Source organism: Chitinophaga sp., from assembly GCF_035538455.1.
GTDB lineage: Bacteria > Bacteroidota > Bacteroidia > Chitinophagales > Chitinophagaceae > Chitinophaga.
Genome location: NZ_DATLKJ010000097.1, coordinates 21,414 through 43,229, shown reverse-complemented (window position 1 = coordinate 43,229; position 21,816 = coordinate 21,414). Strand labels below are relative to the sequence as shown.

Below are 21,816 nucleotides of genomic sequence, written 5' to 3'. Positions count from 1 at the left end.
TGGTTATTTTTTAAAATGTTTAAGCAGGATCACTTCTTTGTCAGTGAGATGGCGCCATTGGCCACGGCCGATATTTTTCTTGGTAAGGCCGGCATACATCACGCGGTCCAGCTTTTCCACTGTATATTCCAGGTGCTCGAAGATGCGGCGCACGATACGGTTTTTGCCGCTGTGAATCTCAATACCAATCTGCTTTTTATCCTTGGGGTCTACATAGCCCAGCGCGTCTACAATAGCTACGCCGTCTTCTAAGGTGACGCCCCCGATTATTTTCTCGAAATCCGCTTTGGTGAGGGGTTTGTCGAGTTCTACCTGGTATATTTTCTTGATGTTATGTTTAGGGTGTGCCAGTGCTTGTGCCAGCTCACCATCGTTGGTGAGTAGGAGCAGGCCAGAGGTATTGCGGTCAAGGCGGCCTACAGGGTATACTCTTTCGCTTTCTGTGGCGCCTTTGATCAGGTCCATTACTGTTTTACGGCCTTCGGGATCATCAGTAGTGGTGATGAAACCTTTGGGTTTGTTAAGCAGGATGTATACAAGATTTTTGGTTATCTGCAGTTTCTTGTCCTGCAGGGTAACATTGTCTTTGGCAGTAACTTTGGTGGCTGGTTCGGTAACCGTTTGACCATTTACAGCCACTTTACCTTCCTTGATATAATCTACGGCTTTCCTGCGTGAGCAGAGGCCGGAATGGGCGATATACTTGTTGAGCGGCATTTCACCAGGACCATATACACTTTCCTTTTGCTCTTTCGGATTTTTCGTAGCGGTTTTACCGTTACCTGGTTTTTCTATCTTATGACGACGGCGTTTTTCCTGCTTGTCAGTAGAACGGTCCTCCCTCTTGTTAGCAAAACTTTTTCTATTGGTAGAACGGTCGTCTCTCTTGTCAGTAAAACTTTTTCTATCGGTAGAGCGGTCGTCTCGCTTATCAGTAAAACTCTTTCTGCCAGCAGAGCGATCATCTCTCTTGTCAGCAGATCGATCATGCTTCTTGTCAGTAAAACTCCTCTTGTCAGCAGATCGATCATTCTTCTTATCTGTAAAGCGATCTTTTTTATCTGCGAAGCGATCATTGGTACGATCGAAGAATTTCTTCCGGTTAAATCCGCTAGGAGTCTCTCTGTTGGCGGATTTATCGGTACTTTTTTTATTGAAGTCTCCGTGGAAGGAGCTTTCTTCTTTGTTGTTGTAGTTATCGGCAGGTTTCTTGCCGAAGCTGCGTTTGCGTACCGGGCTACCTTCTCCGTTGCTTGGACGTTTGCGAAAATCGCCGCTGGTATTGTCTTTTGCTGATGCTGCTCCTGGCCTTTCGCCGTCAGTGGAGAAGCGGTTGCGGTTGCCTGCTGCCGGCTTCTTGAATTTGCCAGTGTTCTTTTCGTTAAAAGGAGCAGCGCCCTTTTTAGCAGGTTGTTTCTTCTTCATAAAGTAATATTAATTGATGGCCTTCGTTTGTCGAAGGCCCATAGAAATTTAGTTTTAGTATCAGCCTTTGTTAGCCAGCTGTCCGCATGCGGCATCAATATCTTTACCACGGCTGCGGCGTAATCTTGCATTCACGCGGTTTTTGGAGAGATACTCCATAAACTCTTCTGCGGTCTGTGAATCAGGTTTTTGAAAGCGTGCATTATCGATAGGGTTGTATTCGATAATATTAACGAGATCGGCAGGAACCTGGCGGAAGATTTTGATGAGTTCATCAGCATCCTGCCTGGAATCATTGAAATCCTTGAACAGTATATATTCGAAGGATATTTCATTACCGGTAGCTTTATAGAAGTGGTTCAGTGCGGCCATCAGCTCCTTCAGATTGTTGGAATCGTTGATGGGCATGATCTCGCTGCGTTTCTTGTCATTGGCGGCGTGGAGGGATAGCGCCAGGTTGAAGCGTACTTTATCGTCGCCTAGCTGACGGATCATTTTGGCCACGCCTGCTGTGGAAACGGTAATACGCTTGGGTGACATACCCAGCCCGTCAGGTGAAGTGATGCGCTCAATAGATTGCAGCACATTCTTATAGTTGAGCAGGGGTTCACCCATGCCCATAAATACAATGTTGGTAAGTTTTTTTCCATTATGCTCAAGGGCCTGCTGATTGATCAGCGCCACTTCATCATAGATCTCGTCGAAATCCAGGTTACGCTTGCGGTCCATATAACCGGTAGCGCAGAACTTACAGCTCAGGCTACAACCCACCTGCGATGATACGCAGGCTGTCTGACGGGTATCTGTTGGGATCAGCACGCCTTCGACGAGATGATTGTCGTGCAGACGGAACCTGCTTTTAATGGTTCCGTCGGTGCTTTGCTGTAAGGTGTCTACTTTTACGGCAGGGAGGGTGAAGTGTTCTTCCAGTTTCTGGCGTAGTTCCCTGGAAAGGTTAGTCATTGCATCAAAACTGGTTGCATGGCGCAGCCAGAGCCACTCATACACCTGTTTTGCGCGAAAGGCCTTCTCATTGATAGACCCGAAATATTCCTGTAATCCCGGCAACGTTAAATGCCGGATATTCTTCTTGTCAGACTTCATTATTGACTGTTAAATAAAAAATTGGCTGCCTTACGGCAGTCGGCAAGCATCTGCAAAGATACAAAATATTAAGTTAGTGCCAGAATGACGTTGTAATGCAATTGTCAGCTTACAGCCTGCTTATTAAATAAAAGAATAATGGGTAAAAAATCCCGAACCTAAAAAGTGCTTTATTTGCAGATAAACCAACATCAAACATGCAAGTTGCTTATATAGTCGATGCGGTACGTACACCAATAGGCCGGTATGGCGGAGCATTAAGTACAGTTCGCCCGGATGATATGCTGGCGCTGGTGATCAGGGCCTTACTCATCAGAAATCCGTCACTTGATCCGGCAGTTATTGAGGATGTAATTGCCGGGGCTGCCAACCAGGCGGGGGAAGATAACCGGGATGTGGCCCGTATGGCTGCACTGCTGGCTGGCTTGCCGGTAACGGTTGCCGGCAACACCGTGAACCGCCTCTGTGCATCCGGTATGCAGGCAATTATGGATGCCGCCCGGGCAGTAATGTGTGGGGAAGGCGATGTATACATCGCCGGTGGTGTGGAGAGCATGACCCGCGCGCCTTTTGTGATGGGCAAAGCGGAAGGGGCTTTCAGCCGTAAATCTGAGATCTATGATTCTACCATAGGTTGGCGTTTTGTGAATAAAAAACTGACAGACGTACACTACCCGTATTCCATGGGCGAAACAGCGGAGAATGTGGCGAAGCAATGGAATATCGGAAGAACGGAACAGGACATATTCGCACTGCGTAGCCAAACGCTTTATAAACAAGCCTTTGCGGCCGGCAAGTGGGAGGATGAGATCATTCCGGTTGCCATTACGCCCAACAAGGAAGAGCAGGTACTTTTTGCAAAAGATGAGGCCCCGCGTGACACTTCGCTGGAAAAGCTGGCTGGTCTGAAACCCGCTTTCATCAAGGATGGCACGGTTACCGCAGGTAACTCCTCTGGTATCAATGACGGCGCTGCGGCGGTGCTGGTAGTTTCCGAAAAGGCGCTTAAGCAGTTTAATCTCAAGCCATTGGCTATGATCCGCTCGATGGCTGTTGCCGGTGTGGACCCTTCCATCATGGGAGTAGGCCCCGTGCCTGCTACCCGTAAGGCGTTGCAACGCGCAGGACTGACCATTGATCAGCTTCACCTGGCTGAACTGAACGAGGCATTTGCTTCGCAGGCGCTTGCTTGTATGCGTGATCTGCAGGTGAATCCTGACATTGTGAATGTCAACGGTGGTTCCACTGCGATCGGGCATCCGCTGGGATGTAGCGGTTCACGTATTATGGCAACATTGCTGCATGAAATGAAAAGACGTCCGGGGGCAAAATATGGCTTAACGACGATGTGTGTGGGGGTGGGGCAGGGTGCAGCCATTATTGTGGAGAAGGCCTAAAAATAACGAGCGGTCGGACATTACATCCGGCCGCCCGCTGCTGGCAAGCAAAAAAAGGGTCATTCATAGACAGATTTGTTTCTCCGTCATCATTTTCCGGAGATTGATCAGACCATACCGCATACGACCCAGAGCGGTATTAATACTTACTTGTGTCAGATCCGCAATTTCTTTGAAGCTCAGTTCTGCGTAGTGACGCAGGATGATTACCTCGCGCTGCTCTTCGGGGAGCATGTCCAGCATCCTGCGCACACGGTCATGACTCTGGCGTGTGATGATCTTGTCTTCCACGCAGCTGTCACTGAATCCGAGTACATCGAATATATCCTTATCGTCGCCGGTTTTGATCATCGGCGTACGTTTGATCTTTCTGAAGTGATCTACACACAGGTTGTGTGCAATACGCATAGCCCAGGGCAAAAATTTACCTTTCTCTGTATAGCGCTCCGCCCTGATGGTGTCAATGATTTTGATGAATGTATCCTGGAATATATCCTCCGCCAGAAAAGAGTCTTTAACGAGCAACAGGATAGATGTATACACCTTGTCTTTATGACGGTGAACCAGTTCTTCCAATGCTGAAGTATGACCTTTCTTAAAAAGGGTGATCAACTGCTCGTCGCACAACTTGTACATTATTTGCATAAACTTCTACAACTAGACGGGTTAGTAAATAAATACGGACTTTACAGCCAGTTGGTTGTTTTAATGTTAAGTAGAGTTTATGCTATAGTGGGCAGTTTTAAGTGTTAAAGAATGTGTTTATTTCAAGGTATAGAAAAGGTTCTATGCAAATATAAAAGAATAGTTGAATAAAACAAACAAGAAAATAATAGCTTTCAGCCTTTATTTATTAGGGCTCAGGCACTTAATCCAATGTTATTTTTTGATAATTTTCCTTGGGGTAAACGATCGGTTAGTAACTGCTATTCTAACATCTTTTCCCTTAAATTTGTTCTGTCATGGGTACAAAAGTCAAAAAACAGGAAACCGCAATTGATCCTCAACCGGTTAGTCTTCAGGATCATATCTTCATAAAAGGCGCTAGGGTACATAATCTCAAGAATGTCAGTGTTACCATCCCCCGGAATAAACTGGTAGTGGTGACAGGTGTTTCCGGGTCGGGTAAATCCTCCCTGACTATGGACACCCTTTACGCAGAAGGCCAGCGCCGTTATGCCGAGAGCCTCAGTGCCTATGCCAGGCAGTTCCTCATGAGAATGAACAAGCCTGATGTGGATTACATCAAAGGTATCTGCCCGGCTATCGCCATAGAGCAAAAGGTAATTACCCGTACGCCCCGATCTACTGTTGGGTCTATGACGGAAATATACGACTATCTCCGCCTGCTGTTCGGGCGCGTGGGTAAAACTTATTCTCCCGTATCAGGACAGGAAGTGAAAAAACATGAGGTCAGTGATGTAGTGGACTACATCGTGAAGCTGAAGCACGGTACCAAAGTATTGTTGCTGGCGCCTTTCCGCCGTCATGCGAAGAGAGAAGTGAAGGAAGAGCTGAATATCCTCATGCAGAAAGGGTTCTCCCGCCTCTATACTATTACTTCAGGCAAAGGTAACGGCTTGTTGCGCATTGAAGAGCTGCTGGAACAAAAAAAACCGGCAGTGCCCGAAGATGCATGGGTACTGGTAGACAGGCTGGTAGTAAAGGATTTTGAGGAAGATGATAAACACCGTATAGCCGATAGCGTGCAGACAGCTTTTTATGAAAGTGAGGGCGACTGCTATATTGAAACGGACGGTAAGGACATTCAGCATTTTGCTAACCGCTTTGAGCTGGATGGTATTCAGTTTGAAGAGCCGGTTCCTAACCTCTTCTCTTTCAATAACCCTTATGGCGCCTGCCCTACCTGTGAGGGTTTCGGCCAGGTGTTGGGCATCGATGCTGATCTCGTGATCCCGGACAAGCGTCTCAGTGTATTTGAAGGCGCCATTGCGCCCTGGAGAGGAGAGAAAATGGGTGAATATAAAGAAGCGCTTATTAAAGCTGCCCGCAAGTTCGGATTCCCCGTACATAAGCCCATAGCGGATCTTACTGATGAACAGATAAAGCTGCTGTGGACCGGAAACGAACATTTCTACGGCCTGAATGAGTTCTTCAAAATGGTAGAGCAGAACCTCTACAAAGTACAGTACCGCGTATTGCAGGCCCGTTACCGCGGACGTACCGTGTGTCACGACTGTGGCGGCGGACGCCTTCGCAAAGAGGCGCTGTACATCAGGATCAGTGGCCGCAACATCGCAGAACTGGTGGATATGCCGGTATCGGATCTTAAAGTATGGTTTGATAACCTTCAGTTGAACGAGTATGATCAGCAGGTAGCAAAACGTATTCTCTTCGAAATTAATCATCGTATCAAAACTTTACTGGATGTAGGTTTAGGGTACCTGACACTCAACAGGGTGGCCAATACCCTCAGTGGTGGTGAAAGCCAGCGTATTCAGCTTACACGTACCCTGGGCAGCAATCTTACCAATTCATTGTATATCCTTGACGAGCCAAGTATCGGGCTGCATGCACGTGATACGCATCGCCTTATCAGCGTGCTCAAAGAGCTGCGCGATCTGGGAAACACGGTGGTTGTTGTAGAACATGATGAGCAGATGATGGAGGAGGCAGATTATATCATAGACATGGGACCTCTCGCTAGTCATCTCGGTGGAGAAGTGATCTTCGCAGGCACTTACCCACAGATATTGAAAGACCCGCAAAGCCTTACAGGTAAATATCTGAGCGGTCACCTGCGTATCGATCCGCCGGCGAAGGTGCGCAAATGGAAGAAAGCCATTACGCTTGAAGGCTGCCGTCAGCACAATCTGAAAGATATTACCGTCGACTTTCCGCTGGAAGTGCTCACCGTGGTGAGTGGTGTGAGCGGATCTGGCAAAACCACGCTGGTAAAGCAAATCCTCTATCCTGCGCTCATGAAGCTGAAAGGAGAGTTTGCCGACAAAGTAGGCTTCCATAAAGCAATGAAAGGCGCTGTGGATGACATTACCCAGATTGAAATGGTGGACCAGAACCCTATTGGTAAATCATCCCGTTCCAATCCTGTTACATACATCAAGGCTTATGATGAAATAAGGGATCTCTATGCGAAGCAGCAACTCAGCAAGATGCGCGGCTTCCAGCCCAAACACTTCTCATTCAACGTAGATGGAGGCCGCTGTGACGCCTGTAAGGGAGAAGGAGAGGTGGTCGTTGAAATGCAGTTCCTTGCAGATGTGCATTTGCTCTGCGAAAGCTGTAGTGGTAAAAGATTTAAAGAAGAGGTGCTGGAGGTGACCTATAAGGGAAAGAATATTTACGAAGTGCTGGAACTGAGTGTAGACGAGGCTTTGGAGTTTTTTAAAGATGAAAAGGATGTCTGCAACAAAATAAAACCACTGAGCGATGTGGGCTTAGGTTATGTGAAACTGGGCCAGAGCAGCGACACACTGAGTGGTGGGGAAGCGCAGCGTGTAAAACTGGCTTCCTTCCTCGGCAAGGGTAAGGCGCAGGGGCGCATTCTGTTTATATTCGATGAACCTACGACCGGGCTTCATTTTCATGACATTAAGAAACTGCTTAACTCTTTCAATGCTCTTATAGATCAGGGACATTCTGTGCTGGTGATTGAGCATAACCTGGATGTAATAAGGAGTGCTGACTGGGTAATAGATCTTGGCCCTGAAGGTGGTGCTGGTGGCGGAAACCTGCTGTATGCCGGTGTGCCGGATGGACTGCAAAAAGTGAAAGAAAGTTATACTGCAAGGTTCCTGTAGGAGAAAAATTGTACTCAGACGTCCATTTTAGCTTTTAGCAGTGTCTGCTGAAAGCTGGAATGGACGCTTTTTTTTATAAAAAAATACCCCGAAAAACCCCGGGTGCTGTTTCATATACGGAAGAAATAGTAACTTTAATTGAGTCCTGACTTTGTTCGTAATACCTGAATTTTTTGAATTAAACGCTGGCGCTTTCCCCTATTTCTAAGTGTACGACCTGTAATTCTTAACCCTCAAAAACCGATAACTGTAATGGACACTCTATCCAGTATCCAGGGGCAATGGAATGAGCTTTCCGAAAGCCGTGACCACTGGGACAAAATTGTAAATGCGCTTCTCAGGCCTATTGGTATGCGCATGATTAAATCACTCCAGCTGACGCCGGCTTCGGTAGTGCTGGATGTGGCCACGGGAACGGGCGAACCTGGGCTTACCGTGGCAGAGATGTTTCCTGCATCTCTGGTAACCGGCCTAGACATCTCTGAAAAAATGCTCCAACTAGCGGCTAAAAACGGGCATGACCGCAGAGTCACAAATTTTCTCACCTGTCTTAGCGATGTAGTATCGATGCCGTTTGAAGACGATCACTTCGATGCAGTATTGTGCAGAAACGGTGTTATGTTTTTCAATGATATTGGGGTAGGCCTCCGGGAAATGAGACGGGTGTTGAAAAAAGGATGCCTGATGACGATTTCCACATGGGGGCTGCTGGACAAAAACCTCTGGGTAGCCATGGTATTGGATGCTGCCAGAGAGGTAACCGGCCGGAAGATGCATAATAATCACGTGCCCGGCATGTTTTACTGTATGGAGCCGGGATTTATGACAGACTGGTACGAAGCAATAGGCATGCACGAGATCCGGGAAGATGAACTGACAGGCATTATTGAATTTAATTCTGCGGACGAGCACTGGAACTACGTAACCAGTGTAAGCGCAGCCGTCGTGAATGCACTGGCAGGCTTGTCAGAAGAGCAACGGGAACAGATACGGGAAATTGTAAAGGAAAAGATCACCACGCACATTGTAAGAGAGAAGCTCTATTTCCAATGGACAACCAGGATCACGAGTGGTGTAAAATGAACGTTCAGCAGAAGTAATTAAAAAAGCAAACCCGCTGGGGCAAGCAATCCAGCGGGTTTGGCATGTATTGTACTTATTGTTTGTTAACGAAGCCTGTCCAGTGATTTGATCAATTTCTCGTCTTTGTAAATTCCTCTCGCAGCAAGAAACAGAAAGATAATAATCAATATTGGTAAAAAGGCCGCAGGAAGGTAGGAGGCAGAGGTGATAGACACACCGCCACCCGCAAGTCTGTTGGCCGTTTCCTGTACGATGTAGTACTGGTAGGCGAGGGCCGCCACCGTGAACAGAATGTTAAATATTGTAAAGCGGAATTGCACTTTACGTTTTTTATAAAGAAAGATACAGATCAGTGCTATCAGGATGATAATCGTATACAGTACAAACAGCAGATAATTACTGGAGGCATTCACGTACGATTCAGTGCCATTGCTGAGTTTGGCCTTCCACATATTATAAAACAAGGCGGCTGTACCGGCGCCGGCAGCTAACAGGAGGTAAAGACTCTGGATGCGTTGTATCATGATATTTGCGAATGTTTAACGCCGTAAAAGTAAGGAATTTTAACGGTTGAAAAGATTAATATCTGATAGGGATTCTGCTAATTTGCCTCAGCGCTTACGGCAATACTTCGTATATTGCACGCCCAATAACAATCTTTTATATTTTATATGGCAAGAAAACAGAACAAGCAGGATGCGTTGGACTATCATGCAATGGGAAGGCCGGGCAAAATAGAAGTAATACCTACAAAGAACACTAAAACACAATGGGATCTCTCTCTTGCATACTCTCCTGGTGTGGCAGAGCCCTGTAAAGAGATTTTCAACGATGTAGAAAACGTTTATAAATATACTGCCAAAGGCAACCTGGTGGGCGTTATCAGTAATGGTACCGCGGTACTGGGCCTGGGCGACATAGGACCCGAAGCCGGCAAGCCTGTAATGGAAGGGAAGGCCGTGTTGTTCAAAATCTTTGCGGACATAGATGTATTTGATATTGAGCTGAATGCCAAGGACCCCGACAGCTTTGTAGCTGCGGTAAAGGCCTTGGAGCCTACCTTCGGCGGTATTAACCTGGAAGATATCAAAAGCCCGGAGTGCTTTGAGATAGAGGAGCGCCTGCGCAAAGAGCTGAAAATACCGGTAATGCATGACGATCAGCATGGTACAGCTATTATTTCTGGCGCCGCACTGCTGAATGCACTGGAACTGGTGAAGAAGAAAATTGATAAGGTGAAACTGGTGGTAAATGGTGCGGGCGCTGCTGCCATGGCCTGTGTAAAGCTCTATGTAGCTTTGGGCGCCAAACCGGAAAACTTTATCCTCTTTGATAAAGACGGTGTGCTGAATACATCCCGTACAGATCTTCCCGCCATGCATATGCAATTTGCTACCAGCTCTAAGATTAAGACGCTGGCAGAGGCCATGAAGGGTGCTGATGTATTCCTGGGGCTTTCCGTTGGAAATGTGGTGACGCAGGAAATGGTGAAGAGCATGGCCAAAAACCCCATCGTGTTTGCTATGGCTAACCCTGATCCGGAGATTGCCTACGATACGGCTATTGCCGCCCGTCCGGATATTATCATGGCTACCGGCCGTTCTGATTATCCCAACCAGGTGAATAACGTACTCGGATTCCCTTATATATTCAGGGGAGCGCTCGATGTAAGAGCCACACAGATTAACGAAGCCATGAAGCTGGCTGCTGTAAGAGCGCTGGCAGAACTGGCCAAGTCGCCGGTGCCGGACATCGTAAACCTGGCTTATAACGAAAGGAACATCGTCTTCGGACCTAAATATATTATCCCGAAACCACTGGACCCACGCCTGTTGAGCACTGTAGCGCCGGCAGTGGCAAAAGCGGCTATTGAAAGCGGGGTAGCTCACCATCCGATTCAGGATTGGGAGGCATATAAAGTGGAGCTCAATGGCCGTCTGGGGCTCGACAACCAGCTGTTCCGCGTAATTGGTACCAAAGCCCGCCGCGATCCCCGCAAGGTTGTATTCGCGGAAGCAGATAACATCAAGGTACTGAAAGCTGCACAGGTAGTGAATGATGAGGGTATTGCCTACCCGATTCTTCTGGGTAGTGAGAACCGTATCCGTACTCTCATGGCAGAAAATGCCATCGAAATAGATGACGTGGTGATCATCGATCCTAAAAGCGATGAAATGCAGGAGAAACGCCACCTGTTTGGCGACCTGTTCTTCGAAAAGCGTCACCGTAAAGGATTTAACCTTTATGAAGCCAGGAAGATCATGCGTGAGCGTAACTACTTTGGCTGCATGATGGTGGAAACCGGTGAAGCAGATGCGCTCATCTCCGGTCTGACCCGTAAGTATCCTGATACCATCCGCCCTGCTTTACAGGTGATAGGTATGGAAGAAGGCGTTAAACGTGTGGCTGGTATGTACATCATCCAGACCAAGCGTGGACCGTTGTTCCTTGCAGATACCACTGTAAACTTCAATCCTACCGCGGAAGAACTGGCAGACATTACGCTGCTGGTTGCCAAAGAGGTGCGCCACTTCAATATCACGCCGCGTATCGCTATGGTATCTTACTCTAACTTCGGTTCCAGCCAGACGCCTGAAGCCCAGTTAGTAAGCAAAGCCCGGGAGCTGGTGAAACAGCGTGACCCCAGTCTCATTGTAGATGGTGAGATCCAGGCAGCGATGGCTTTCAACAAAGAGATCCTGAAAGACAACTATCCGTTTACGGAGCTGATGCAGGAAGAAGTGAATACGCTCATCTTCCCGAACCTGACTGCCGGTAACGTAGCCTATAATCTCCTGCAGGAAGTGGCGGGCTTTGATGCTATTGGTCCGGTATTGCTGGGTATGAAGAAACCCGTACACATTCTGCAGCTTGGAAGTACTGTAAGGCAGATTGTGAACATGGTGAATATCGCCGTGGTAGATGCACAGGAGAAATGTTGCCGCGACAAGGAAGCCGCTGCGCCGAGGAAAGGGAAGAAGAAATAAGTCGTCTGTATTTATCATACGATAACAAACCCGCTCTGTACAATTACTGAGCGGGTTTTTCTTTTCACCCCGGCAAAGTCAGTAGTGCGCTTTTAACAGGGCGTTGGGTGGCCTTTGATCCTTAATAAGCGTACAATGCGTTATTTTTATGCTATGCAAACAATCTCCAGGAAAAAAGTATTCTTTCCGATCAATCAGGCTTTCCGCAACTATCTGAAGTTGTATGAGCGGGAAGTGAAGCTGCCACTGACTTACCAGGAGTTGCGATATTACGACCATGCTATTTCGGTATACGATAAGGAGGGGAAAGATACGCTCTGGGAAACTGTCTTCTATCCGCCAAGCATGATGGATAGTATACATGCGGGTCTGAAAAGAATTTACTCTATCCTCAAAGCCGGCGGCGACCAGTCGGCGGAGGAGCACCTGCATATAGAGCGTATTGATTACTGTACCTTCGGCAATTCACATCCGTTCAGGATCAAGATCGTGAATAACTACAACGAGGTATACGATTACTTCTATATCAAAGTGGCGGATGCTTCCCGTATCTATGGCCTGGAGCTGGAACATATCCTCTCGCCTTACTGGATGAACTTCCTCATTGATGGTAACACACTGGTGGAAGAGCATATTGCCGGTGTGCCTGGCGATCAGTTCATATTGCATTACCTCGACAGGATGGACTTTAACCCGAAACGTATCGCCAAGGAATTTGTGAAATTCAATGAGCGTTGTTTTGTCCGCCTGCTGGGAGATATGCGGTCTTATAATTTTATTTTCGACATTACGCCTGATTTTGATGATGTGCAGTTCCGTATCCGTGCTATAGATTTTGATCAGCAGTTTTATGAGGGCAAGCGCACCTTGTACATGCCGCAGTTTTTCAAGGAGAACCGCATATTTGTGGAGCTGGCCATGAAGCATCTTAATGCGGAGGTAGTGAAGCAATACCAGCAGGAAGAGCGTGCTCTGATTGCACGACGTATGAAGGTGCAGCGGCATCGCATCAAAGACCTGCGGGATGTGATCATGACAGACCGTGTCTCTTTCCCTGAAAAGATCCAGCAGCTGGGCAATGAGCTGGCAGAGTATTATCATGATGCCGTTTTTGCCCGTTGTAAAACGATGGGAGAAATTATCGAGCGCAGCTTGAAGCTCGTGCTGGTAGGCAGTTTGAAATAACCGTACTTTTAAATATTAAATTCGGATATGATTGGCAAAATCATTCATATCTTTGGCCAGTTATGGAATTTAGATTCTTCTATCACTTAGGAAATTACCTGCTCATGCTGAAGGGAATGTTTTCCCGCCCGGAAAACATGAAGATGTACTGGAAGCAATTCATGCAAGAATGTGTAGATATCGGCGTAGGCTCGTTCGGGATAGTATTCATTATTTCTCTGTTTATGGGAGGTGTTACCACCCTGCAGACAGCTTATCAGCTGGTGAGCCCTATCATTCCCAAAAGTACCATTGCGCAGGTGGTGCGTGATACCATCATACTGGAGTTTGCGCCAACGCTTACCTGTATTGTACTGGCTGGTGTGATCGGTTCCAAGATTGCTTCTGAGCTGGGTAACATGCGTATCTCTGAGCAGATAGATGCACTGGAGATCATGGGCATCAATACAAAAGGATACCTTATTCTGCCTAAGATATTGGCGGCATTGCTGATGATACCTGTGTTGGTAGCCATTTCCGGCTTCCTTGGCGTTTGGGGCGGTAAAGAAGCCGGCGTATTGTCCGGCGTTATTTCTGCGGAACAGTTTATGCAGGGCCTTCGCCAGGAGTTCAAGGCATACAACGTATTTTTTGCGATGGCCAAATCCTACACCTTCGGTTTTATCATTGCCAGCGTATCAGCCTACTACGGTTATAACGTAAAGGGCGGCGCACTGGAAATAGGTAAGGCCAGTACCACTTCCGTAGTGGTAAGCTGCGTGCTGGTATTGTTTATGGACTACGCATTAACGGCTATATTACTGTAATAATCATGATTGAACTGCAAGACATAACCAAGAGCTTTGGAGATAGGGAGATTCTGAAAGGCGTATCGGCAGTAATGGAGTCCGGTAAAGTAAATCTCATCATCGGCGCCAGCGGCAGCGGCAAAACCGTTATGATGAAATGTATTGTAGGGCTGATGGATGTGGACAATGGAAAAGTGCTGTACGATAACCAGGATTTCACTAGCATGGATTTTCATCAAAAGAAGGAAATCCGCCAGCAGATCGGTATGCTGTTTCAGGGATCGGCGCTGTTTGACAGTATGACGGTGGAGCAGAATGTGATGTTTCCCCTGGACATGTTTGGTACCGGTACGCTGAGAGATAAGAAGAAAAGAGTGGCTGAGTGTCTCGAGCGGGTGCAGCTGAAGGATGCTGCAAAAAAATTCCCTGCGGAGATCAGCGGTGGTATGAAGAAGAGGGTGGGTATTGCCCGCGCCATCGTGCTGAATCCAAAGTATCTTTTCTGTGATGAACCCAACTCCGGCCTTGACCCACAGACTTCCCTGCTCATTGACCTGCTCATTAAGGAGCTGACCCAGGAATACAATATCACCACTGTGATCAATACGCATGATATGAACACCGTAATGGAAAGCGGTGACCATATTGTGTACATGTACCAGGGCCAGAAGCAATGGGAAGGCAGCAACAAAGACATTGTGTTCAGTAAGGACCAGAAGCTCAACGACTTCATCTTTGCCTCGGAGTTCCTCCGCGAGGCCAAGGAGATGCGCCAGCTGGATATGTTCAAGGACAATACGTGGCGTGATCAGCTGAAAAAGCAGGATTCAGACGATAAGGAGAAATAGCAAACCAGACCTGCTGCAATTTGGTAGCTTTATCTTAAAGGCACTAAATTGCAGAATTATGGAATTCGGCTTATTTTTGCCGCATCTTTAGAACAGACATATATAACATTAAACCAATAAAACAAGCGCGATGAGTGTTTTAGTTAATAAGGATAGTAAAGTGATTGTACAGGGATTTACCGGTACTGAAGGTACATTCCATGCTACGCAGATGATCGAATATGGTACACAGGTAGTAGGCGGTGTTACGCCGGGTAAAGGTGGTACTACCCACCTGGAGCGCCCTGTGTTCAACACAGTTGCCGATGCAGTAAAAGCTACCGGCGCTAATGTTTCTATCATCTTTGTGCCGCCTGCATTTGCAGCTGATGCAATCATGGAAGCTACCGAAGCGGGTATCGCCCTGGTGGTATGTATCACTGAAGGTATCCCCGTTCAGGATATGATTAAAGCCAAGAACTTCCTGCAGGGTACATCTACCCGCCTCATCGGGCCTAACTGCCCCGGCGTTATCACTGCTGAAGAAGCCAAAGTGGGTATCATGCCAGGCTTCATCTTTAAGAAAGGCCGTATCGGTATCGTATCTAAATCCGGTACTTTAACTTACGAAGCTGCTGACCAGGTAGTGAAAGCCGGCCTCGGCGTTTCCACTGCTATCGGTATCGGAGGCGACCCCATCATCGGTACACCTACTAAAGATGCGGTAGAACTGCTGATGAACGATCCTGAAACAGATGGTATCATCATGATTGGTGAAATTGGCGGTAGCATGGAAGCTGAAGCTGCACGTTGGATCAAACAGCATGGTACTAAACCAGTTGTAGGTTTCATCGCTGGCCAGACAGCTCCTCCGGGCCGTCGTATGGGTCACGCTGGCGCTATCATCGGCGGTGCTGAAGATACTGCTGCTGCTAAAATGAAGATTATGGCTGAATGCGGTGTTCATGTAGTGGAAAGCCCTGCTAACATCGGTAAAACAATGGCCGAAGTGCTCAGCAAGAAAGCTGCCCTGGTATAATAATCTCAGCTGAAAAATATTCACAAGGTGGAAAGTGAAGGGGAACGACCTGACACTTTTCACCTTTTTTTTGCCCCGTTTATGGAAACCTGGTTGTAACCTGCATCCTGTATATAAATGAAGTAACTTACTGTAAATAACGATCTCATATGCGTTTATTCTTTGGATTATTCATTGTTTTAATCATTACCAGTAATAAAATGATGGCCCAGATTAATTATGACAACAGTTGGAAAAAAGTAGCAGAACTGGAAGAAAAAGGGTTGCCTCAATCTGCACTGGAAGAAGTAAATAAGATTTACCAGCAGGCCGTCAAAGGGAAATCGGATGCACAGCAGCTGAAAGCGCTCATCTACCAGATGAAGTACAACTCGGCGGTGAGCGACAGCAGTGTTATTCAGAACCTGCAGAAGATAGACCAGCAGATTGCCGCTGCCAGCGGCGCCCCACGCGCCATTCTGCAAAGCATCAGGGCTGAAATGTTGCTGCGCTATATGCAGAACAACCGCTACCGTCTTTACAACCGCACTGCCATTGCAGGCGATGAAAGTCAGGATATGACCACCTGGGGCATGGAACGCCTCAACCGCGAGATCACTGCCGGTTATCAGGCGTCGCTTTCACAAAGAAGCCTGCTGGAGAAAACAGACCTCAGCACTTTTGATCCCATCCTGGTAAAAGGTAACAGCCGTGCATTACGGCCTAACCTCTATGATTTGCTGGCCCACCGTGCCCTGGAGTATTATAAATCGGGGGAAAGCAATCTCAGTAAACCTGCCGATCAGTTTGAGCTGGATGATCCGGCTGCATTTGCACCCGCTGCCACCTTTGCAGCCCACCATTTTGCCGCCACTGATACCGCTTCCCTGCAATACCATGCGGTAGAATTGCTGCAACAACTGATACGCCTGCATCAAAATGACAAAGCTGCCCTCCTGGATATTGACCTCGAAAGAGTGCAATATGTAAACCAGATAGCAGTGATGGATAATAAGGATGAACTGTACCAGCAGAGCCTTGAGAACATCACCAAAGCCTACGCAGGCCTCCCCGGTGTTACCGATGCACTTTATATGCAGGCTACCTGGTATTACTCCAATGCCCAGGACGAGCATAAGCCTGGCAGAGCCGACGCGATGAAAAAGGCCAGGGCTATTTGTGAGCAGGCGATAGGCCTTGCACCGAAATCTGCGGGCGGCGTTAATTGCGCTGAGCTTCTGCGTCAGATCAATAGTCCGTCAATAGAGCTTTTTACAGAACAGGTGAATGTGCCATTGCAGCCTTTCCGTACGCTGGTGAAGTATAGGAATATCAGCAAGCTGCAACTGCGCGTGGTAAAGGTGGACGAAGGTTTTCTGAAAGAGCTGCGTAAAGCACAAAGGGATTACAGGGACAATGGCGCCGGTTATTGGAAACTGATACTGGCCCGTCTGCCCCTGAAGAGCTGGGAGCAGCCCTTGCCGGATGTGAAAGATTATGTGGAGCATAAAGCTGAGATCAAAATTGATGCACTGCCTGCCGGTCATTATATGATCATTTCCAGTGTAGATCCTGCTTTTGCGCTGAAAGACAATCCGGTGGCGATGCAGCTGACCTGGGTATCAGCCATCAGCTATGCCGGAAGTGAAAACAGGTATTATGCCCTGGACCGTACTTCGGGTAAGCCGCTGGCCGGGCTGAAGCTGAACATTGTACAGAATGTATCCCAGAATGATGAAGACCAGTGGAAAGTTGTGCAGTCGTATGTTACAGCTGCCGACGGTGGTGTTACCTTCAGTGAAAACCGCAATGTACGTTTCCAGTGGATCGGTAAGAATGATGAACTGTTCCTGGATGACTTTAAATACATATACAACGCGCGGCCCGGAAAAGCCGCACCCATGAAGCCTACCACCTTCTTCTTTACTGACAGAAGCATTTACAGGCCGGGGCAGACGGTATATTTCAAAGGTATTGTAATACAACACAAAGCAGAAGGCTCCGGCAGCGATATACTCACCAGTTATAAAACTACGGTGAGGCTGCACGATGCCAATGGTGAAAAGCTCGATACCATTGCAGTGCAAACCAATGAATTTGGTTCTTACTCCGGTAAATTCGTGATACCTGAAGGCCGCATGAATGGCAGCTTCCGGATACATGACAGCAAAACCAACGGTTCGATTTCTTTCCAGGTGGAAGAATACAAAAGACCTAAATTCTATGTAGAGTTTGACAATGTGAAACAGCGTTATCGTTTAGGCGATAACATTACAGCCACTGCCAAAGCGTTGGCTTACTCCGGTAATAATATTGACGGCGCTACTGTGAAATACCGTGTAGAGAGAAGGGTACGTTTCCCTTATGCATGGCTGTATTACAAGATTGGCCCGGTTGGATCTACCCGTGAAATAGCGCACGGCACCACCACTACAGATGCCAACGGCGCCTTCACGGTGAAGTTTCCTGCGGTGCCGGACAGGTCAATAGATCCATCTTCCAAACCTATCTTCTCCTACGTTATCTACGCTGACGTTACAGACATTAATGGCGAAACGCGCAGCGGTGATAAATGGATCAATGCCGGTTATCAGTCGCTGGAAATTGCCATCAATGCAGAAGCACGCCTGCGCCCTGATCAGCTGGATGAGATCCGTGTGCATACCCGTAATCTCAACGGTACCTTTGAGCAGACAGCCCTGAACATACAGCTGCAACAACTGGAAACGCCGAAGCGCCTGCTGCGCCAGCGTTACTGGGAGAAGCCTGATCAGTTTGTGATCAGTAAAGACGCCTATGTGAAGGACTTTCCTGTAGATATTTATAAAGATGAGGATGAAAAGGAAAGCTGGCCACGCAAAGCAGCCATACTGCAAAAGAGCGCCAACAGCAATGATTCCGGCAGAATAGCACTGGACAACAAAACACTGGCTCCTGGTTATTATGAACTCGTAGTAAGTGCGAAAGACGAAGACGGTCAGCCGGTTACCCAGAAACAGGTGTTTGAGCTGGTTGATCCCAATGCTACTGCGCTGACGGCGCCTGCCTACATCTGGGATTATCAGCAGGAGGAAAAAGCTACGCCGGGACAAAATGCCGCAATTACACTAGGTACATCCGCCAAGGATCTGCATGTGATACAGACATTGAAACGAGTGGACCAGCCGGAAGAAACGACCACGCTTGATTTCTCCGGTATTAAAAAAGCTACTTACGGAATTACGGAGAAAGATCGCGGCGGCGTATATATCGAATATGTATTTGTGAAAGACAACCGCTTTTACAACATAACAAAGAATGTACTTGTACCGTGGGATAATAAAGAACTGAGCATAAAACTGGGTGCACATCGTAACAAGCTGCTGCCTGGTGAGAAAGAGAAATGGAGCGTACAGATCTCCGGTTATAAAGGAGAGAAAGTGGCAGCAGAAATGGTGGCGTCTATGTATGATGCATCGCTGGATGCATTCAGAGCGCATCACTGGGCTATACCGGATATATATCCTGTACTCTATCCTAACCGTCAGATCAATGCTTACGACAACTTCAGGATGATTACCTCCGGGTATTGGTATTCTCCAACAAGTGAAGAACATCCAACTGCCGTTGGTAAAACATATGATGAGCTGAATTTCTTCGATTGGGCGATGTCTGATTATGGTGGTGGAAGACCTCCGGTGATGTATGAAATGGCAGCAGGTGTAAGGGGCAGAGTTCAACATATGGCATTGGCAAAAGGTGCTCCTGTTGCGGCCCAGGCAGCCATGGATGCAACGGTTTCTGCACCTCCGCCCGCCGCGGCTCCTATAGCTAATGCTGAAGCGGAGAAAGCTCCTGCACAAACGGGAGATGCCGGTGGTATTAACATCCGTAAGAACTTCCAGGAAACGGCCTTCTTCCTGCCCGATCTCCGTACGGACAAAGACGGTAACATCTCTTTTGAGTTCACCGTGCCTGAAGCACTTACCAAATGGAACTTCCAGGGACTTTCCCATTCGAAGGATCTTGCATTCGGATATGCGGGCGCAAGTATCGTTACCCAGAAAGAGCTGATGGTGCAGCCTAACGCACCGCGCTTTGTAAGGGAAGGCGATAAGATTGAATTCACTGCCAAAGTGAGTAACCTCTCTGATACATTACAGATAGGCCAGGCACACCTTGAGCTGCTGGATGCCACTACCATGCAACCTGTAGATGGCTGGTTCCAGAACGTTTTCCCGGTGCAGCACTTCACTGCCAAAGCAGGACAAAGCACTGTGGTGGCATTCCCTGTTCAGATTCCTCATGGATTTAACAGTGCGCTGCTTTACCGCATCACTGCCCAGGCAAGCAACTTCAGCGATGGTGAGGAAAATGCGATACCCGTGCTTACCAATTCCATGCTGGTTACAGAATCACTGCCGCTGCCGGTTCGTGGTGATGGAAAGCATGAATTCAAATTTGAAAAGCTGTTGCATGCAGATTCTTCTCAAACGCTCCAACAGCACGCGCTGACAGTGGAATACACCAGTAATCCTGCGTGGTATGCGGTACAGGCGCTGCCTTACCTGATGGAGTTCCCATATGAATGTGCAGAGCAGGTATTTAATCGTTACTACGCCAATGCACTGGCTACGCATATTGTAAATGTTACGCCTGGTATCAAGGAGGTGTTCAACAAATGGAAGACTACAGATACCGCTGCGCTGATGAGTAATCTTCAGAAGAATGAAGAACTGAAATCTCTGTTGCTCCAGCAGACACCGTGGGTGCTGGACGCAAAGAACGAAGCACAGCAGAAGAAAAATATCGCTTTGTTGTTTGATCTGCAAAACATGCAGCGCCAGCGTAAAAAAGCACTGGACCAGCTGGCTGGCAAACAGTTACCTAATGGCGCTTTCCCCTGGTTCAGCGGCATGTGGGAAGACAGGTTCATCACACAATATATCCTGGCTGGTATTGGCCGTCTGCAACAGCTGTCTTCAGCCAAAGATCCACAGACGGAAACCATTGCCAACAAAGCAATAGATTATCTCGATAAATTACTGGATAAGGATTATTATCAGCTGGTGCATGCCAAGGCAGATCTGAAAAAACAGCAGATCAATGACATTCAGATACACTACCTGTATGCGCGTAGCTTCTTTGATCGTCCGGTGCCTGCTGCCATGCGCACATCTTTTGATTACTATACTGCGCAGGCAAAACAGTTCTGGACCAAACAAAGCCGTTATTCACAGGGTATGATTGCGCTGGCGCTGTACAGAAAGAATGACAAGGTAACGCCAACGGCTATATTAAAGTCGCTGAAAGAGAATGCTATGAATAACAAGGAGCTGGGGATGTATTGGAAAGACATAGCGGCCGGTTATGGCTGGTACCAGGCGCCGATTGAAACCCAGTCGCTGTTGATCGAGGCATTCGAAATCACCGGTGATGATAAAGCTGCCGTAGCAGATATGAAAACATGGCTGCTGAAAAACAAACAGACTAATAACTGGAATACCACCAAAGCTACTGCTGATGCCTGCTACGCTATGTTGCTCAGAGGCGATAACTGGTTGAGCGCAGCACCACAAGTGAGTATTCAGCTGGGCAAAACCACCATCACAAGCAGCGACCGTAAAACAGAAGCCGGCACTGGTTACTTCAAAGAACGTATTGAAGCTAAATCAGTAAAAGCGGATATGGGTAATATCACTGTAACCGTGCAGGACAGCAAGGGGCAACCTTCCTGGGGAGCTGTATACTGGCAGTATTTTGAACAGCTGGATAAAATAACAGCTGCCAAAACTCCGCTGGTTCTGGAAAAAGAATTGTTCAAAGAAGTGAATGGTAACAGTGGTCCGGTGCTCACAAAAATAACTGACGGCAACCAGCTGAAAATAGGAGACAAGGTGAAAGTAAGGATTATACTGCGTGCTGACAGAACGATGGAGTACGTTCATCTGAAAGACATGCGAGCGGCTTGTTTTGAGCCTACCAATGTAATCAGCAGCAGCAAATGGCAGAATGGGGTCAGCTATTATGAGAGCACCCGTGATGCTTCTACAGACTTTTTCTTCAGTTATCTGCCTAAAGGTACTTACGTGTTTGAATACACGCTTTTTGTTACCCATCAGGGCAAGTTCTCCAATGGCATCAGTACTGCACAGTGTATGTATGCGCCAGAGTTCAGTGCTCATAGCGAAGGGCTGAATGTGAAGGTAGCGGAGCAGTGAAATATGTAGTTATTTTTTGA

At 47.5% G+C, this 21,816-nt stretch carries 13 protein-coding genes; 9 read left to right on the top strand and 4 right to left on the bottom strand.

Annotated features, from left to right (window positions below):
• Positions 1-3: 3 nt before the first annotated feature.
• A complete protein-coding gene (locus tag VM802_RS11595) occupies positions 4-1,425 on the bottom strand; it encodes a pseudouridine synthase (protein WP_325530535.1) in 1,422 nt (473 codons plus the stop codon).
• Positions 1,426-1,485: 60 nt separating this feature from the next.
• The gene (gene rlmN / locus VM802_RS11590; RefSeq protein ID WP_325530533.1) at positions 1,486-2,529 is read right to left on the bottom strand and encodes a dual-specificity RNA methyltransferase RlmN; all 1,044 of its coding nucleotides are present in this window, start codon (positions 2,527-2,529) and stop codon (positions 1,486-1,488) included.
• Between the two features lie 197 nt (positions 2,530-2,726).
• On the opposite strand from rlmN, the gene VM802_RS11585 reads away from it, so the two are divergent.
• Positions 2,727-3,926, top strand: coding sequence for a thiolase family protein (locus VM802_RS11585; RefSeq protein ID WP_325530531.1), 1,200 nt, complete (start codon positions 2,727-2,729; stop codon positions 3,924-3,926).
• 63 nt (positions 3,927-3,989) lie between these two features.
• Here VM802_RS11585 and VM802_RS11580 read toward each other — a convergent pair whose 3' ends face one another.
• Positions 3,990-4,562, bottom strand: a complete 573-nt coding sequence (locus tag VM802_RS11580) for an RNA polymerase sigma factor (protein WP_325530529.1) — start codon at positions 4,560-4,562, stop codon at positions 3,990-3,992.
• Between the two features lie 326 nt (positions 4,563-4,888).
• On the opposite strand from VM802_RS11580, the gene uvrA reads away from it, so the two are divergent.
• Together uvrA and VM802_RS11570 are read left to right on the top strand one after the other, a co-directional pair.
• On the top strand, positions 4,889-7,708 hold the full coding sequence (gene uvrA / locus VM802_RS11575) for an excinuclease ABC subunit UvrA (protein ID WP_325530527.1): 2,820 nt from the start codon (positions 4,889-4,891) through the stop codon (positions 7,706-7,708).
• A gap of 252 nt (positions 7,709-7,960) precedes the next feature.
• Positions 7,961-8,791 carry a class I SAM-dependent methyltransferase gene (locus tag VM802_RS11570; protein ID WP_325530525.1) on the top strand — a complete coding sequence of 277 codons (831 nt, stop codon included), beginning with the start codon at positions 7,961-7,963 and terminating at the stop codon, positions 8,789-8,791.
• 83 nt (positions 8,792-8,874) lie between these two features.
• Here the strand turns inward: VM802_RS11570 and VM802_RS11565 are convergent, their stop codons facing one another.
• Positions 8,875-9,315, bottom strand: coding sequence for a DUF4293 domain-containing protein (locus VM802_RS11565; RefSeq protein WP_325530523.1), 441 nt, complete (start codon positions 9,313-9,315; stop codon positions 8,875-8,877).
• A gap of 147 nt (positions 9,316-9,462) precedes the next feature.
• Here VM802_RS11565 and VM802_RS32485 point away from each other — a divergent pair, with 147 nt between their 5' ends.
• The 6 genes from VM802_RS32485 (at position 9,463) to VM802_RS11535 (ending at position 21,796) form a co-directional block, all read left to right on the top strand.
• Positions 9,463-11,778 carry an NADP-dependent malic enzyme gene (locus VM802_RS32485; RefSeq protein ID WP_325530521.1) on the top strand — a complete coding sequence of 772 codons (2,316 nt, stop codon included), beginning with the start codon at positions 9,463-9,465 and terminating at the stop codon, positions 11,776-11,778.
• Positions 11,779-11,931: 153 nt separating this feature from the next.
• Positions 11,932-12,963, top strand: a complete 1,032-nt coding sequence (locus VM802_RS11555; protein ID WP_325530519.1) for a hypothetical protein — start codon at positions 11,932-11,934, stop codon at positions 12,961-12,963.
• A 62-nt stretch (positions 12,964-13,025) separates the two neighbouring features.
• Positions 13,026-13,769, top strand: coding sequence for an MlaE family ABC transporter permease (locus VM802_RS11550; RefSeq protein WP_325530517.1), 744 nt, complete (start codon positions 13,026-13,028; stop codon positions 13,767-13,769).
• Between the two features lie 5 nt (positions 13,770-13,774).
• Positions 13,775-14,599 carry an ABC transporter ATP-binding protein gene (locus tag VM802_RS11545; RefSeq protein WP_325530515.1) on the top strand — a complete coding sequence of 275 codons (825 nt, stop codon included), beginning with the start codon at positions 13,775-13,777 and terminating at the stop codon, positions 14,597-14,599.
• Positions 14,600-14,729: 130 nt separating this feature from the next.
• A complete protein-coding gene (sucD, locus tag VM802_RS11540) occupies positions 14,730-15,617 on the top strand; it encodes a succinate--CoA ligase subunit alpha (protein WP_325530513.1) in 888 nt (295 codons plus the stop codon).
• Between the two features lie 149 nt (positions 15,618-15,766).
• A complete protein-coding gene (locus VM802_RS11535) occupies positions 15,767-21,796 on the top strand; it encodes an alpha-2-macroglobulin family protein (protein WP_325530511.1) in 6,030 nt (2,009 codons plus the stop codon).
• Positions 21,797-21,816: the final 20 nt, after the last annotated feature.